Source organism: Pseudomonas sp. PB3P13 (assembly GCF_054897735.1).
Genome location: NZ_CM142702.1, coordinates 2,484,728 through 2,500,649 on the forward strand (window position 1 = coordinate 2,484,728; position 15,922 = coordinate 2,500,649).

General features: G+C 60.2%; 13 protein-coding genes and 1 pseudogene. 5 read left to right on the plus strand and 9 right to left on the minus strand.

Annotated features, from left to right (window positions below):
* Nucleotides 1–89: 89 nt before the first annotated feature.
* Nucleotides 90–1,526 carry a mechanosensitive ion channel domain-containing protein gene (locus ACYZT1_RS11595; protein ID WP_462019036.1) on the minus strand — a complete coding sequence of 479 codons (1,437 nt, stop codon included), beginning with the start codon at nt 1,524–1,526 and terminating at the stop codon, nt 90–92.
* Nucleotides 1,527–1,749: 223 nt separating this feature from the next.
* Nucleotides 1,750–2,769: an alpha/beta hydrolase gene (locus ACYZT1_RS11600; RefSeq protein WP_462019037.1), complete on the minus strand. Its 1,020-nt coding sequence runs from the start codon at nt 2,767–2,769 to the stop codon at nt 1,750–1,752.
* Between the two features lie 136 nt (nt 2,770–2,905).
* On the opposite strand from ACYZT1_RS11600, the gene ACYZT1_RS11605 reads away from it, so the two are divergent.
* The gene (locus ACYZT1_RS11605) at nt 2,906–3,799 is read left to right on the plus strand and encodes a LysR family transcriptional regulator (RefSeq protein WP_462019038.1); all 894 of its coding nucleotides are present in this window, start codon (nt 2,906–2,908) and stop codon (nt 3,797–3,799) included.
* A 15-nt stretch (nt 3,800–3,814) separates the two neighbouring features.
* On the opposite strand, the pseudogene ACYZT1_RS11610 reads toward ACYZT1_RS11605, so the two are convergent.
* A pseudogene (locus ACYZT1_RS11610) lies at nt 3,815–4,203 on the minus strand (type II secretion system F family protein); the annotation flags it as partial.
* A gap of 661 nt (nt 4,204–4,864) precedes the next feature.
* The gene (locus tag ACYZT1_RS11615; protein WP_462019039.1) at nt 4,865–7,249 is read right to left on the minus strand and encodes a DUF3772 domain-containing protein; all 2,385 of its coding nucleotides are present in this window, start codon (nt 7,247–7,249) and stop codon (nt 4,865–4,867) included.
* A gap of 167 nt (nt 7,250–7,416) precedes the next feature.
* Here ACYZT1_RS11615 and ACYZT1_RS11620 point away from each other — a divergent pair, with 167 nt between their 5' ends.
* Nucleotides 7,417–7,638, plus strand: coding sequence for a hypothetical protein (locus ACYZT1_RS11620; protein ID WP_462019040.1), 222 nt, complete (start codon nt 7,417–7,419; stop codon nt 7,636–7,638).
* A gap of 37 nt (nt 7,639–7,675) precedes the next feature.
* Here the strand turns inward: ACYZT1_RS11620 and ACYZT1_RS11625 are convergent, their stop codons facing one another.
* The 3 genes from ACYZT1_RS11625 to chrA all read right to left on the minus strand — a co-directional run bounded on the left by ACYZT1_RS11625 (nt 7,676) and on the right by chrA (nt 9,845).
* Entirely contained in the window at nt 7,676–8,179 is a 504-nt protein-coding gene (locus ACYZT1_RS11625; RefSeq protein WP_462019041.1) for a DUF6644 family protein, read from the minus strand.
* Nucleotides 8,179–8,529, minus strand: a complete 351-nt coding sequence (locus ACYZT1_RS11630) for a DUF6152 family protein (RefSeq protein ID WP_462019042.1) — start codon at nt 8,527–8,529, stop codon at nt 8,179–8,181. Before ACYZT1_RS11630 ends, ACYZT1_RS11625 begins: the two co-directional genes overlap by 1 nt.
* Before the next feature lie 116 nt (nt 8,530–8,645).
* Nucleotides 8,646–9,845: a chromate efflux transporter gene (gene chrA / locus ACYZT1_RS11635; RefSeq protein WP_462019043.1), complete on the minus strand. Its 1,200-nt coding sequence runs from the start codon at nt 9,843–9,845 to the stop codon at nt 8,646–8,648.
* Nucleotides 9,846–10,060: 215 nt separating this feature from the next.
* Between chrA and ACYZT1_RS11640 the strand changes: the two genes are divergently transcribed.
* Together ACYZT1_RS11640 and ACYZT1_RS11645 are read left to right on the plus strand one after the other, a co-directional pair.
* The gene (locus ACYZT1_RS11640; RefSeq protein WP_462019044.1) at nt 10,061–10,492 is read left to right on the plus strand and encodes a DNA methylase; all 432 of its coding nucleotides are present in this window, start codon (nt 10,061–10,063) and stop codon (nt 10,490–10,492) included.
* 71 nt (nt 10,493–10,563) lie between these two features.
* Entirely contained in the window at nt 10,564–11,256 is a 693-nt protein-coding gene (locus tag ACYZT1_RS11645) for a DUF72 domain-containing protein (RefSeq protein ID WP_462019228.1), read from the plus strand.
* A gap of 16 nt (nt 11,257–11,272) precedes the next feature.
* Here ACYZT1_RS11645 and sodC read toward each other — a convergent pair whose 3' ends face one another.
* Entirely contained in the window at nt 11,273–11,794 is a 522-nt protein-coding gene (gene sodC, locus ACYZT1_RS11650) for a superoxide dismutase [Cu-Zn] SodC (RefSeq protein WP_462019045.1), read from the minus strand.
* A gap of 232 nt (nt 11,795–12,026) precedes the next feature.
* A complete protein-coding gene (ilvD, locus tag ACYZT1_RS11655) occupies nt 12,027–13,709 on the minus strand; it encodes a dihydroxy-acid dehydratase (protein WP_462019046.1) in 1,683 nt (560 codons plus the stop codon).
* A 377-nt stretch (nt 13,710–14,086) separates the two neighbouring features.
* On the opposite strand from ilvD, the gene mqo reads away from it, so the two are divergent.
* The gene (mqo, locus tag ACYZT1_RS11660) at nt 14,087–15,733 is read left to right on the plus strand and encodes a malate dehydrogenase (quinone) (protein ID WP_462019047.1); all 1,647 of its coding nucleotides are present in this window, start codon (nt 14,087–14,089) and stop codon (nt 15,731–15,733) included.
* Nucleotides 15,734–15,922 lie beyond the last annotated feature (189 nt).

Genomic DNA, 15,922 nt, shown 5'->3' on the forward strand with positions numbered 1-15,922 from the left:
CTCCATCTTTTGGGACCGCTGCGCGCTCCAGCGGGGGCAAGCCCCCTCGCCACAAAGCCCTCCACTACCCATTCAGGCAGCCAAAAAAACTACACCTGTTGGCGTTTCTGCAGCCAGCTGAGGAATCCGCCTTTCTTGATCTGCACCGGTTTGGCCAGCAATGCCGTGCGGCTGTTCTGCTGGCGCACCACTTGCAATTTGTTCATTGCTCGGCGCACTTCAGCACGCTGGTCCATGACAGTGCGGGTCAAGGATTTGTCGATGCGGTAGATGATGCACGAGGTCAGTGCAGTGAAGGTGGCCTGTGAGGGTGTGTCGTCGAGGATGCTCTGTTCGCCCATGACCTCACTCGGGCCCATGCGGCCAGCTTCGATTTGGCCATTACCGTCGGGCACGGTAGCGCTGACTACACCGGTGGCAATCACCATCAGGCCGTCCGGCACTTCATCCAGATCCAGCACCACCTGACCTGCAGCGTACTGCTGGGCAACCATCGACTGCGCCAGCTGATCGCGTTCGTCTTCACTGAGCGAACGAAAGATTTTCACTTCATCCAGCAAGGCGCGTGCGCGGCTCGTCGGTTCGATCACGCCGTCCGGTTGCCGGGAAATACCGGCCGCCTCAAGGTGCCGGTGCGCCAGATCGAACAGTTGATTGCGCACTTCACTTTTGTTGCGGAGTTCGGCGATGAAGCCACTGGCAAGGTACTCGGACATGGTTTCGCCGGCTTCTTTGAGCACCGCTTTCGGCGCTGGATCGAGCAGCAAACGGCTGCTGCCTTGCAGCGTGCGCTCCAGTGCATCGAGTACCCGGCGCGGGCGAATGTGATTGGGCACCATGATGCTGATCGATACACCGTGCCGGTCGTTCGGCCGGCTGAGGTTGACGATTTTGGCCTTCGCCGCAACCGAATTTGGCACCACCGCCGTGCTGCCGGCGCTGGTGAGCAGGTGGGTTGCGCGCCAGTCGATGTCCAGCACTTTGCCCTCGACACCGTCGATCACGATCCAGTCATCCACCTGATACGGCTTGGTGGTGTTGAGGACGATCCCGGAAAACACATCGCTCAACGTGCTTTGCAATGCCAGACCGACCACGATCGCGACGACCCCGGAAGTGGCCAGCAACCCTTTAACCGGCAACTCAAGCACATAACCGGCTGCCGCAACGATGGCGATCAAAAATACCAGCGCACCGATTACATCCTGCAGCAGCCGGCCGCTGTGGCCGATGCGGCGCATCAGCACCAGGCCGATCACTTCGGTGAGCACCCGTGCAGCGTACAGCCACCAGAGAATGCCCAAGGCAGTGGCGCCCAGTTGCGCCACGCGATCCTCGGCCAACAGCGGCGCCTGCAGCGGGCTGACGCCGGCGTTGATGATCACCGCGCTGAACGCCAGAAACAGCGCCAGACGCACACCGACCCGGGTGACGCGATGCTTGAACGGCGCCACGTGCCACAGCACGGTGTCGATCACTAGCAGCACGACACTCCAGGACAGCAGATGAGCGAGGAAGAAGGGCATGGGAAAACTCCAGACAGGGTTTTAAACACTTTTGTGGCGAGGGGGCTTGCCCCCGTTCCGCTGCGAAGCAGGCGTAGATATGACTACTCGTCATACGTCGGGGTCTCTACGAAACCAACGGGGGCAAGCCCCTCGCCACAGGTAATCGGTGGTTCCTTGCCGCGGGTAATCGGTGATCACCAGAAAACCTCGCCGCACAGGGGAGGGCGGCGAGGTGGATTTGTCAGTTCAAATGCGTCTTCAATTCCAGTGCCGCCTGACGCACCGCTGCCTTCACTTGCGGAATCTGGCTCAGCGGATTCAGCAGACCGAAGTCATGAATCATACCGTTATAACGCACCGCCGTGACCGGCACCCCCGCCGCGTCGAGGAGGCGGGCATAAGCTTCGCCTTCGTCACGCAATACGTCGAATTCGGCGGTCTGCACCAGCGCGGCGGGCAAGCCCTGGAGCTGTTCAGCGCTGGCGTTCAGCGGCGAAGCGTGAATCTGGGCGCGCTCGCTGGCGTTGGTGGTGTAGTTGGACCAGAACCACTTCATCATGTTTCGGGTCAGGAAGTGGCCCTCGGCAAATTGCTGGTAGGAAGCGCTGTCGAACTGCGCGTTGGTCACGGGCCACATCAACAACTGAAAGCGTAACACCGGGGTTTTCTGCTCTTTGGCCATCAGGGCCACGACCGCCGCCATATTGCCACCGACGCTATTGCCCGCCACTGCCAGGCGTTTGCCATCGACGCCGATCTCCTTGCCATGCTCGGCCACCCAACGGGTGGCGGCGTAGGCCTGGTTGATCGCGGTCGGGTACTGCGCTTCTGGCGACGGCGTGTAATCGACGTACACCGCAACCGCCCCGGAGCCCACAACCAGGTCGCGGATCAGGCGTTGGTGAGTCGGGTAATCGCCCAACACCCAGCCGCCACCGTGGAAAAACATGAACACCGGCAACTCGCCTTTGACCTTGGCCGGGCGGACGATTTTCAGGTTGATGGTTTGCCCGTCAGCCTTGATCGCGCGGTCGCTGACTTCCACACCCGACAGGTCAACCTTCACCGATGCCTGCGCGCCAGTGAGGACAGCGCGGGCGTCTTTGGGGCTCAGTTGTTCCAGCGGTTTGCCACCGCCAGCGGCGAGGGCTTCGAGAAAGGCCTGGGTGTTGTGTTCGACACCTGGGCTGCCGGCGGCAAATGCGTTGCCGACGGCGAAGGCGAGGAGGGAGGCGGTCAGGGTTTTTTTGACGAATTTCATTGAGTAAATCCTTTTTAATTGATGGGTGTGCTCGTGTTGAAACTGGGCCGTTTCGACACCGTGGACACAGATTAATAGGATGCTTGAAAGTGAAAAAGCCGCTATAAAGTGTTTGACTGTCAACCAAGGCGTGACAATGAACCCTTTCGAAGATATGCGTATTTTTTGCCAGGTGATGGACTCCGGGAGTTTCACCGCAGCGGCTGATCAGTTGGGGCTGTCCAAGCAATTTATCAGCCGCCGTTTGATGCAGCTGGAAGAACGCCTGGGCGTTCGCCTGCTTAACCGGTCGACCCGGCGGCTCGACGTCACGCCGCTGGGGCAGAGCTATTACGAATCGGCATTGCGCTTGCTCGGTGAAGTCGAGCAAGTGGAGCAGGGCATTGCCGGCCAGACCAGCGAGCCGCGCGGGACGATTCGGGTCAGTGCACCGCTGTCGTTCGCGCTGGCGCATCTGGGGTGTCTGCTGCCGCTGTTTTTGCAGCGCTATGGCGACGTCACAGTAGAAATGGATCTGAATGATCGCCCGGTGGATTTGCTCGGTGAGGGTTTTGACCTGGCGCTGCGCATCGGCATTCTTGAGGATTCGACGTTGATTGCCCGGCGCATTGCGTCGGTTCATCGTGTGTATTGCGCCAGTCCGGGGTACCTGGCGGAGCGCGGTACGCCGCTCAGGCCTGAGGATCTGCAAGGGCATGAGTGTTTGCCCTATGGGCATGGTCGACAGGTGCAGTGGCGCTTCGAAGGGCCGGGCAAGCCGCTGGCGGTGAATGTAGCGGGGCGGATGCGGGTCAATAATGGCGAGGTGCTCAAGGACGCTGCGGTGGCGGGACTTGGGATTACGTATCTACCGACTTTCATTGTCGGGGCGGCGTTGCGCGAGGGGAGTCTGGTGACCGTGCTGGATGAGTTTCGCACCGGGCCGCTGACGTTGTCGGCGGTGTACCCGCAGCATCGTCAGGGCTCTCGACCGGTGCAGGCATTAGTGGAGTTTTTACGCGAGCGGCTGGATCGCCAGGATCAGACCTGACAGCTCGCGTCTCCTTCACTGAATGCTCGACGCCAGTTCAAAGATCGGGATGTACATCAGGATCACGATCACTCCGATCAACAACCCGATAAACGTCATCAGCAGCGGTTCGAACAGGCGCACAAACCATTCGATCCAGCGGCTGATTTCTTCGTCGTAGAAGTCGGCGCTGCGTTCCATCATTTGCCCGAGATTGCCGGACTGTTCGCCGGCGCGTAGCAGGCGCAGGGAGACGGGGTGACGAGGTGGTTGAGTTCGAGGGCGGCGGACAGCTATTGCCCTTCGCGCACGCGTTCGCAAGCCTGATCGAGGCGCACGCGCGAGCCGACGGTGAGCAGATTGCGGACCATGCCCATGGCGGTGACCCGCGGTATGCCGCCTTGCAGCAGGATGCCCAGCGATCGACGGCTCGGCGGCTTGCCAATGTCGCTCCACCTGCAGGCTGACCACGCGCAAACCCTGCTCCTCGACAATGCGCCGGGCTTCGCTACGCCCAGGCGCTTCGACGGTCATAGACACCACGCCGGCCTTGCCCACGGCTTTGAGATGAAAGCGCATGCTCGGCACTCCCGTCATTGCCAACTGGTGACTTCAGCGCCGCGGAGCATCAGTCGGACCGCGTCGATGCCACATAGTTGGGTGATCGCCATCAAACCCTTGTGGGAGCGAGGCTTGCCCGCGATGCAAACGCCGCGGTGCATCAGTCAGACCGCGTCGATGCCATCGCGGGCAAGCCACGCTCCCACAGTCAGAGCTGCGTCGAAGCATCGTTTGGGTGATCGCCATCAAACCCTTGTGGGAGCGAGGCTTGCCCGCGATACAGGCGCCGCGGTGCATCAGTCAGAACTGCGGTCGGCTATGAAAGCCCCTCGGCACTCGCCCGCCAGCCCCCCCGGCAGAGTCGCTAAGCTCTTCTATAGTGGTGTTCCGCAGTTTTCCCAACCGTTGATAGCCAGGAGCGCGAGCATGACGATACGTATTGGCGACGAGGCACCGGATTTCACCCTGGCACAGTTTTCGCGACCAAGCGTTGCTCCACAGAGGTTATGTGGCGAGCGTGGAGGGTCAAACCACTGGCGCCGGCTTCGCCAACTCAATCCCCGCCGCGCCCAGACGCTTCAAAATCTCGAACAGTAAATCGCTCTTGGTGGTGCCGACAATTCTCGGGCTGCCGACGTAACCGGTGACGGTCAGGGTGATGCCATCGGGTGTCAGTTTGCTGAAGCGGACCGTCGGCTCGGGTTTGTCGAGGATGGTTTCATGTTCGCAAAACGCGTCGTACAGCAGGTTTTTGACTTGCTCGGGATCGATGTCCAGCGGGAAGGTCAATTCCAGCGACGCCACTCCCTGAGCGCTGCCGCCCAACGTCACGTTGCGCAGGTTCTGCGAAATCAGTTGTGAATTTGGCACGATGACGATCGAGCGGTCGGCCAGTTGAATTTCCGTGGCGCGCACATTGATTCGGCGGATGTCGCCCTCGACGCCGCTGATGCTGATCAGGTCGCCGACCTTCACCGGGCGTTCGGTCAGCAGGATCAGTCCGGACACGAAATTCTTCACAATCTCCTGCAAACCGAAGCCGATCCCCACGGACAGGGCGCTGACGATCCAGGCCAGGTTGGTCCATTCCACACCCAGCGATGACAACGTCATCAGAATGACCAAGGCATAACCGATATTGGCGAACAAGGTGCTGAGCGAAGCACGCATGCCCGGGTCCATATCGGTCTTGGGCAAAAACTCGTCATCAAGCCAGCGCCGCAGCGAGCGGATCAGGTACACGCCAATCAACAGCGCCAGCACCGCATTGAACAGGTGACCCGGGATGATGTTGAGTCGGCGCAACCCGCCGCCGCCGAGGATCCCGAAAACATTGGTGAGCAACTGCCCCAGCGTCGTGCCGACCCCGCCGACCACCAGCGTGACGATCGCCAACAGCAACAGCCCGGCCCGAGTGACGCCCGAGAGAACAGTCGAGATCTGCTCAAGACGGCGGTCCTCGATGCCCATGACCTGTTTGACGGATTTGCCGCTGGCGCTTTTTGGCGAGAACAGGTGTTCGCATGTGTCCTTGGTCACCTGCATCAGCAGGTAGAATCCACAGAGAACGATGAACCCCCAGACCAGTTCATAGGTGATGAAACGCGCCAGCGAGATGTAGCCGGTCAGCAGTGACAGCAGCGCAATCACCGTGGCAAATCCGGTAAACGTATACAGCAGGCCGGTGAAGGTGGTGCTGGCCTCGGCGGCTTCGCCCGAGGCTACTGCCTGGCGGCGCACTTTGCCGGAATGCACCAGTAACACCATCAGAATCATCAACACAATCAGCGCAACGATGCCGCGCCCGGCTATCACCATGCCGCTGCTCACGCCCGCGGCGTTAATCATCTGAACGAGCGTTACCAGGACCAGCAGCACCCCGGCGAGCACGCGCGGAAAAGGCTCCATCGCCAGCGCCACCGAATCGGCGATCGCCGGCAAGCGCCAAGAGGGGTGGTGGGTGGACAACAGAGCGCGGCTCAGTGCACTGATCAGTACGCAGGTGTAGGCGAGTTTTTCAAACTCCTGGGAAAATGTCGTGAGCATCGGCGTGAGCGAACTTTGCCGGGTGAGCGCGTAAAACAACACATGCAACGCCACGCCTGCGGTCAACACCGTCGCGATGACGGAGGCCAGTGCGAGGGCGCTGCGGCGCAAGCGTCCTTCCGGCATGCGATGAATGCACAACCAGGTCAGTCCCCGTTCGGCGAGCCGACGCCCGAGTGTCCAGACCAACAGCGCGAGTGTCAGCAAGGCACAGGTGAACAGACGGTGACCGGGTTGCCAGGCGGGCCGCAACGCGTCTTTGGCCTGCGCAAGGAGTGCGCTCAGGCGCTGACGGTCAGCGACTGACGGGGTCAAGACCGGCCGCCAGAAGCCTGGGTTGAGAATGCTGCGAGTGCTGAGCGTCAGTTCGCTTTCGAGCAGATTGCGCCTGATCCCGGAGATCTGGGTGATCAGGTCAGTGGCGCCGGTTTTCAACGTTGTCAGGGTTTTCAGGGTGGCGTCGACCTTGTTTTTCTGCTCGGTCAGCATGACCCGTTGTGCCGCAATATCCGATTGTTCCGCAGCCACTGCATCGTCCGGCGCCGGGCCGAGTACGGTCAATTGCGCGCGCAGTTGAGTTTGCAGCGGCAGCAGCGCCGCCGTCAGCCGATCGACATCGAGGATGAATACCTGGGCCAGATCCTGCGGAGCTTCCAGCTGGTTGTAATTGTCTACCAGCGAGACCTGCTGTTTGAGGGTGTCCAGACGCAACTGCAGTGCTTGAAGCTCACTTGGCGATACGGCCACGGCTGCGGCGCCAGCCCGTGGGACTGAGGTTTCTGTCAGGTCCGCGGCCCACAGCGTTTGCGCAACCGTAGCCAACAGCGTGAAAACGACGAAGATCATGGCGAAAGCATGACGCATGGAAGTGCTCGACTTGTTGATCATCCAGCCTAAGAGGTTAGGTCAAGCGGCAGTTACAAGGATAAAAGTTTGTCTCAGACCTCGCGTTGTGCCGTATATCGGATGTGCTGAACGCTTGCCGCGGGGAATATTCCAAACGAGGACAGTCCATCGGGTGGAGTTTGAGCATGAACAGTGATCGCAAGCAGCAAGCCCTCACGGCCTGGTATCAACTTTTGAACGAGCCGCTGATCCGCATGGATTGTGAAGATCAGTACGACGAATTGCTAAAGGCGGCTGATGAAATGGAGCGGTTGGGGATCATCGACGGTGCTGAATGGCGTCAGCTGATTCGCGAGGCGGGCCTGGCGTTTGCCAATGCCACCGAAGGCGTAGAAGGCGGAACCTAGCGCCAGCGCTACATCACGTTTACTTCGGCCTGTTGCTTCAGGTATAGGCCAACAGGCGACCGCAGAAAATCACCGAGAACCACAAGGCAATCGACAACAGCGCCTGGCCCTTGGCAAGCGTGGGCGCGGGTACGTTGACGTTCCATTTGCCGACTGTGCGGTAGACGCCGACGTGGAACAGCGCGGCATTGATGCCCGCCGTCGCGATCAGGCCAAGTTTCAAGATGAAAATGGTGTTGGACGCGAAGTCATGCGGATGAGCAGAAAACATCATCAGCCCGGCCGGCACGATCAGCAGCAGCGCGGCGAGGGACCAGACCAGCAAATGACGAGCCAGCGCCGTCACCGCGATGGCTTTGGAGAGGCCGAGCACGCGCAGATCGAACATCACCACAGACCCCACCAGCACGGCGAAACCGATGATGTGCGCCACCTCGACCAGCGGATACAGCCACAGGTCGCCACGCATGGCCGCGCCCAGTGGTGAGTCGTGCAGTCCGTCCAGCCAGCCTGCACCGGCACCGCGGTTGCTGGCCCGCATCAGCGCAGCTCGATGGTTTTATCGTCCACGGAGATTCGCTCGGCGCGCAATTCATCGGCGATGCTGCGGTTTGGGTAACCGACCACCTTGGCTCTGTGGCCGACCATCAGCATCTCCGGGCTCAGGCCCCGATTTTCCATGCGCGAAGGTGGCGCGAGAACGACGTTCCAGGTTTTGTCCGTGGTCTTGAGGCGGACGAAACCATGGGGATGCGAGTAACTGGATTCTTCAATGGTGCCGTCCAGCACCATTTCCTTGCTGGCATCGTATTCGCTCCAGCCGTGATGAGCGAACGCCGCCGTTGCCGTCAGCAAAGCGGACAGTGCGAAGCCACCGAGTATGCCTTTCATGACAGGTCTCCTCTTTTCAGCGCAGATGCCGTTCAAGGATAGTCGGCGGATTTTTCGGCAGCGGGACGAGTCGTCGGGATTGTGTTTCAGGAAAAGTTTTAAATCGCGCGGCGCGCTTACAAGCCCAGAATCCAGCCAATCCCTGCGCAGCCGATCACCACCAGCCACGGCGGACATTTCCAGAACATCAACGCCACCAGCGCCAGCAATGCGAGGGCGAAATCTTGTGGCCTGACGATGGCGCTGGTCCAGACCGGCTGATAAAGCGCGGCCAGCAAAAGGCCGACCACGGCTGCGTTCACACCGATCAGGGCGGCTTGCGCGCGTTTGTTTCGGCGCAGTTGCTCCCAGAAAGGCAAAGCGCCGATGATCAGCAGGAACGCCGGTGCGAAGATCGCCAACAGGCAAATCAGGCCGCCCGTCCATCCATTGGGGGCCATGTTCATTGACGCGCCGAGGAAAGCGGCGAAGGTAAACAACGGGCCGGGTACGGCCTGCGCAGCGCCATATCCTGCGAGAAACGTTTGATGGTTGACCCAGCCGCTGGGCACCACTTCGGCTTGCAGCAACGGCAACACCACATGACCGCCGCCAAAAACCAGCGAGCCGGCCCGGTAGAATGCATCCACCAGGCCCAAGGTTTGATAAGGCAACCATTGAGTCAGCAGGGGTAAACCGAGCAACAGAATGACGAACAGCGTGAGGCAAACGGCCCCGGCCCGCCGACTGACCGGAATTGGCAGCGCCTCATGTTCGGCATCCTGCCCGGCTTTGAACAGCAGCAGGCCGGCGATGCCCGCCACGACGATCACAGCGACCTGACCCCAGGCCGACGGCTCAAGCAGGACACTGCAGGCCGCCAGAGCCATGACGGTGACGCGCACGGCGTTCGTGCATAAATTGCGCGCCATGCCCCATACCGCTTGCGCAACCACAGCGACGGCCACTATTTTCAGGCCCTGCAAAGCCCCGGGCGCGATCAGGCTGCCGTTATGCGCAAGACCCAGCGCAAACAGGATCAGAACGATGGCCGATGGCAGGGTGAAACCCGCCCACGCAGCCACTGCGCCGCTGTATCCCGCCCGCGACAGGCCGAGTGCGATGCCGACCTGACTGCTGGCCGGTCCGGGTAAAAACTGGCACAGCGCGACGAGGTCCGCATAGCTGCGCTCGCTCAGCCAGCGCCGTCTTGTAACAAACTCATCGCGGAAATAGCCGAGGTGCGCGATCGGGCCGCCAAAAGACGTCAGCCCAAGCCGCAAGAAGATCAGGAATATCGCCCAGCCATTGCGGTCATCGGTGTGCAGTTCGGTCATGCAGGTGCCTTCCTGAAACGAACGGACTTACTGTCGTGGTCCGCCATTCTAACCATGGCCTACGCTTGTTCGCAGGTGACAACGACTTTCAAACCACGGAGAGGCCGATTACAGATAAGCAAATTTGCAACGGGCCTGCTGAAAAAACGAACTTGCGGCGCGGTGTTTTCTCGAAGACAGGAACGGCAAACGACTTGGCTGAGGAACGCCCGCCGATGAGCAGAACGATCAGTGCCAGCGATCTGGGCATTCATATCAAGCGCGACGACGAAAGCGCTTTGTTCAAATGGTTTATCGCCAGTTTCCTGATGGGGAAGCGCATCCAGGCTGATATCGCCGCGCAAGCCTATCGCGTGATCGTCGAAAAACACGCACGCGACACGCTACGGAAATTGAGCAATTGCACGCACCGCGAACTGGTTTCGATGTTGGGCGAGGCCCGTTATGTACGCTACGACGAAACCACCGCGGCGCGCCTGTTGAGCCTGAGCAAAAAAATGAACGATGAATACGCCGGCAAGATCCTCAATATTCGCGCCGCCAGCGAAGATCGCCAGGCGTTTGAAAAGCGCTTGAGCGAATTTGAGGGCGTGGGGCCAAAAACCGTGGAGATTTTCATGCGCGACGCCGCGGCGGTGCTCTATTGAACGACCATCGTGATGGGCCTGGGGTGTATGTCGGATGCGCCGGCTGGAATTTGCCACGTGAGCACTGGCCGATGTTTACCGAGCAGGGCACGCACCTGCAGCGGTACGCATCGCAGCTGAACGCGGTAGAAATCAACAGCTCGTTTTATCGACCGCATCAACCGCAAACCTACGCGCGCTGGGGCCAATCGGTACCGCCGGGGTTTCGGTTCTCGGTAAAAATGCCCAAGCTGATTACCCACGTTCAGCGACTGCACAACTGTGATCAACTGCTGGACGATTTTCTGTTCCAGTGCACGATGCTGGGGGAATCCCTGGGGTGCCTGCTGGTGCAACTACCGCCCTCGCTGACGTACGACGAGACCGTCGCTGCACAGTTTTTTCAGGCCCTGCGGCACCGGTATGCCGGAGCTGTAGTGCTCGAGCCCCGCCACGAGAGCTGGTTGCACGCCGAGAAATTGTTGGTTGAGTATCGGGTCGGGCGGGTGGCTGCCGATCCATCACCTGTCAGCGGCGGTGAGGTGCCAGGTGGCTGGCGGGGGATTCACTACTGGCGCTGGCATGGCTCACCGCGCATTTATTACAGCGACTATGGCCTGGAGCGGTTGCAGGCGCTGGCCCGGCATGCGCACGTCAGCGCACAAACCGGCATTGCCACCTGGTGCATTTTCGATAACACCGCGGGTGGCTTTGCCTTGGGTAATGCGCTGACGTTGCGTGAATTGCTGAGCAGCGGGGCGCAGCGTTTGTCTGCTGAGGATTAACGCTGCGCCGGCTGGATCAGAGCACCCCGCACGCCACTCGGTCGCCGCCACCACCCAAAGGTTTAGGCAGGTCTGCGTGGTTGTCGCCGCCCGCGTGAATCATCAGCGCGTGACCTTTGATATCGGCGAGTTTTTTCAGCCGGGGTGCCAGCACCGGGTAGTTGGCGACACCCTCGGCGCTCACGTACACCGCCGGCAAGTCCCCCAGGTGACCGTCGGCGTAAGGGCCGAGGTGCTTGCCGGTTTTCTGCGGATCAAAATGCCCGCCCGCCGCCAGGGCTGCGCCTTTGACGCCATCCTTCATGCCGGCATCGCAACTGCCGTTTTCGTGCACATGAAAGCCGTGGACGCCGGCCGGCAGGGCCTTCAGCTTCGGGGTGAACAGCAGGCCGTACGGCGTCTCGCTGACGTTGATGGTGCCAATCGCTTGCGGCGCGCCGTCGGCGCTCACAAGATCCATCGATACCTCCTGCGACGCGGCGTGGGCAGTGCCCGCCGCGAGAAATCCGATTACGCCAATCCATAGGGAACGAGTCATGGGTTACTCCTGATGTGAAAGGTCCGGTTGATAGCCTGCGGCATTAACCGGGGATGAACTCAGCGTGGCGATGAGGTATCGCCCGCGTAGAAGTGAGAGTCGAGGGGCCTTTCAGAAGTTTTAATCCTGTTGACACGCATTTGTTACCAGAAGCGTTTGAAGCGCACTGACTGATGGTTTTCTGCACGCTGAACCTGTGGGTGCGCGAAGGCGTCATGCCGGCCAAAAATGTCTACAGGTATTTATCGGTAACAGCGCCCTCGGAAGCGCTGGCCACCGTCTTCGCATACTTGGCCAACACCCCGCGCTTGTACTTCGACTCCGGCCGCACCCAACGCATCTTGCGCTCCGCCAGTTCGGCATCGGACACCTGCACCGTGATCTGTCGTGTTTCGGCATCGATGGTGATCCGGTCACCGTTTTCAATCAGCGCAATCGGCCCGCCATCGAACGCCTCCGGCGTGATATGCCCGACCACGAATCCGTGGGAGCCGCCGGAAAATCGTCCATCGGTGATCAGCGCCACATCCTTGCCCAATCCTTTGCCCATCACCGCCGACGTGGGCGAGAGCATTTCGCGCATGCCCGGGCCACCCTTGGGCCCCTCGTAGCGAATCACGATCACATCGCCGGCCTGAACCTCACCATTGAGAATACCCGCCAGCGCGCCTTCTTCGCCGTGATATACCCGCGCCGCGCCTTCAAAGCGCAAGCCTTCCTTGCCGGTGATTTTCGCCACGGCCCCGCCGGGCGAAAGATTGCCGCGCAGCACCACCAGGTGCGAATCCTTTTTCACCGGCCGATCGAACGGCAGAATGACGTCCTGGCCTTCAGGATAATCAGCCACGTTTGCGAGGTTTTCCGCCAAGGTTTTGCCGGTCACCGTCAGCACATCGCCGTGCAACATGCCGGCGTCGAGCATGCGTTTCATCAGCGGCTGAATGCCGCCAATCGCCACCAGTTCGCTCATCATGTACTGGCCGCTGGGACGCAGGTCGGCAACGACCGGCGAGACCTTGCCCAACTCGACGAAATCATCCAGCGTCAGTTCGACATCCACGGCATGCGCCATGGCCAGCAAATGCAGCACAGCATTGGTCGAACCGGCGAGGGCGATGACCACGCGGATTGCATTCTCGAAGGCCGGGCGGGTCATGATGTCCCGCGGTTTAAGGTCCAGCTTCAGCAACTCCATCACCTGCTGACCGGCGCGGAAACTGTCCGAGGCCTTGTCGCTGCCGACGGCATCCTGCGAACTCGACCCGGGCAGGCTCATCCCCAACGCTTCGATGGCCGAGGCCATGGTGTTGGCCGTGTACATGCCGCCGCACGAGCCGGGCCCGGGAATCGCCACTTCCTCGATCTGCTTGACCTGAATTTCGTTGATGTCACCGCGGGCCTGCTGGCCCACCGCTTCGAACACCGAAATGATGTCGGTGTGGCCGGCGCCCGGGCGGATTGTCCCGCCGTAGACAAAGATGGAAGGGCGGTTGAGCCGCGCCATGCCGATCAGGCAGCCCGGCATGTTCTTGTCGCAACCGCCCACGGTGACCAGGCCATCGAAACCCTCACAACCGGCGACCACTTCGATCGAGTCAGCGATAACCTCCCGCGACACCAGCGAATATTTCATGCCTTCGGTGCCGTTGGCGATGCCGTCGGAAATGGTGATGGTGTTGAAGATCACGCCCTTGGCGCCGGCGGCATTCGCGCCTTTTTCCACTTCCAGCGCAAGCTTGTCGATGTGCATGTTGCACGGCGTGACCATCGCCCAAGTCGAGGCAATGCCGATCTGCGGTTTTTTGAAATCCTCGTCGGTGAAACCCACGGCCCGCAGCATGGCACGCCCGGGCGCGCGCTCCACGCCGTCGACTACCTGAGAGGAGTACTTGCGCAAGTGGTCGTTGTCGCTCATGGCTGTGCCTCACCGACGTCGGAAATCAGCCTCAGTATAGTGTCGGGTGACGCCCGTGCCCTGACCAATCAGTCGTGAACAGACGCGCGGATTTGCCTTGTCGTGATATTCTTTGCAACAACTTGGTTTGACCTATTCAGTTTGCGTGTCCTCGAGACGCGCCAACAGAATCACTGTCGCTCAAGTAGCTGAGGCCAAAAACGATAAAAAGTCAGTTCAGCAGGGACATATAAACTGAGGTCGATCAAACACGTCGGCCTTGTGTGCCCACCCTCCGATTCTTGTACGCAGCCCCACGACATCTATCTGATTGCCGTGAAACAACGGCTTCGTCGTGAGAACGGAGGGCGGATGGCGTTTTATCATAGGTGCTACAGATGTTTAAGAAAATGAACACGGCCCTGTTGGGGCTGGCTTTGTCGATGGGGATCACGTCCGTTCACGCGGAAGAGGCAAAGAAAGTTGATGTGCTGCTGATTGGCGGCGGCATCATGAGCGCGACGCTGGGTGTCTGGCTCAATGAGCTGGAACCTGGCACTTCGATGGAAATGATCGAGCGCCTCGACGGTGTCGCTCAGGAAAGCTCCAACGGCTGGAACAACGCCGGTACCGGTCACTCCGCGCTGGCCGAGTTGAACTACACCCCGGAAGATGACAAGGGCAACGTACAGATCCCGAAAGCCGTTGAAATCAACGAAGCGTTTCAGATCTCCCGTCAATTCTGGGCCTGGCAGGTTCAACAGGGTGTATTGAAGAACCCGCGTTCCTTCATCAACTCCACGCCGCACATGAGCTTCGTGTGGGGCGATGACAACATCAAGTTCCTGAAAAAGCGCTATGAAGCCCTGCAAGCGAGCCCGCTGTTCGCCGGCATGCAGTACTCCGAAGACCCGGCTGTGATCAAGCAGTGGGTGCCGCTGATGATGGAAGGGCGTGACCCGAACCAGAAAATCGCCGCCACCTGGTCGCCAATCGGCACCGACGTCAACTTCGGCGAGATCACCCGCCAGTTTGTTGCACACCTGCAAACCACGCCGAAGTTCGACTTGAAACTGTCCAGCGAAGTGCAGGACATCACCAAAAACGACGACGGCACCTGGCGCGTCAGCTACAAAAACCTGAAAGACGGCAGCAAGTCGGAAACCGACGCCAGGTTCGTATTCATCGGCGCTGGCGGCGGAGCGTTGCACCTGCTGCAGAAGTCCGGCATTCCTGAAGCCAAGGAATACGCAGGCTTCCCGGTAGGCGGCTCGTTCCTGGTGACCGAAAACCCGACCATCGCCCAGCAACACCTGGCCAAGGCTTACGGCAAAGCGTCGGTTGGCGCACCGCCGATGTCGGTGCCGCACCTGGACACCCGTGTTCTGGACGGCAAGCGCGTCATCCTGTTTGGCCCGTTCGCGACCTTCAGCACCAAGTTCCTGAAGGAAGGTTCGTACCTCGACCTGCTGACCACCACCACCACACATAACGTGTGGCCGATGACCCGTGTCGGCATCAAGGAATACCCGCTGGTCGAGTACCTTGCCGGGCAACTGATGCTGTCGGACGAAGACCGCCTTAACGCTCTGAAGGAATACTTCCCGAACGCCAAAGCTGAAGACTGGCGCCTGTGGCAAGCCGGCCAACGTGTGCAGATCATCAAGCGTGATGAAGCTGCCGGTGGCGTGCTGAAGTTGGGTACCGAAATTGTTGCTTCCGCTGACGGTTCGATTGCCGGCCTGCTGGGCGCATCGCCAGGTGCTTCGACCGCTGCGCCGATCATGCTGACCGTGCTGCAGAAAGTCTTCAAGGACAAGGTCGCCTCGCCAGCCTGGCAGGAAAAGCTGCATCAGATCGTGCCAAGCTACGGCACTCAGCTCAACAGCAGCCCTGAAAAAGTGGCGCAAGAGTGGGCCTACACCGCCAAGGTGCTGGAACTGACACCGCCACCGGCCATCGGTCAGGCAGCGGCCCCGGTTGCTGCACCGGCTGAAGCGCCGCAGGCGCAGAAAGCCAATGCTGCGAGTGATATGGCTCTGTAAACCAGAGACCTGTCTGAAAACCCACTGAACCGGAAACGGTCAGTGGGTTTTTTTATGGCTGCGATTTAGCGATTTGCCCTACATCCCGCGCTTACTTCCCTGACTTTTTTTCCGTCGGATCCCCCGCAAAGTCTCGAACGCCGATTTTCAGCGCAAGGGACTGCCCATGATTGTCACCGTTTGCCTTTT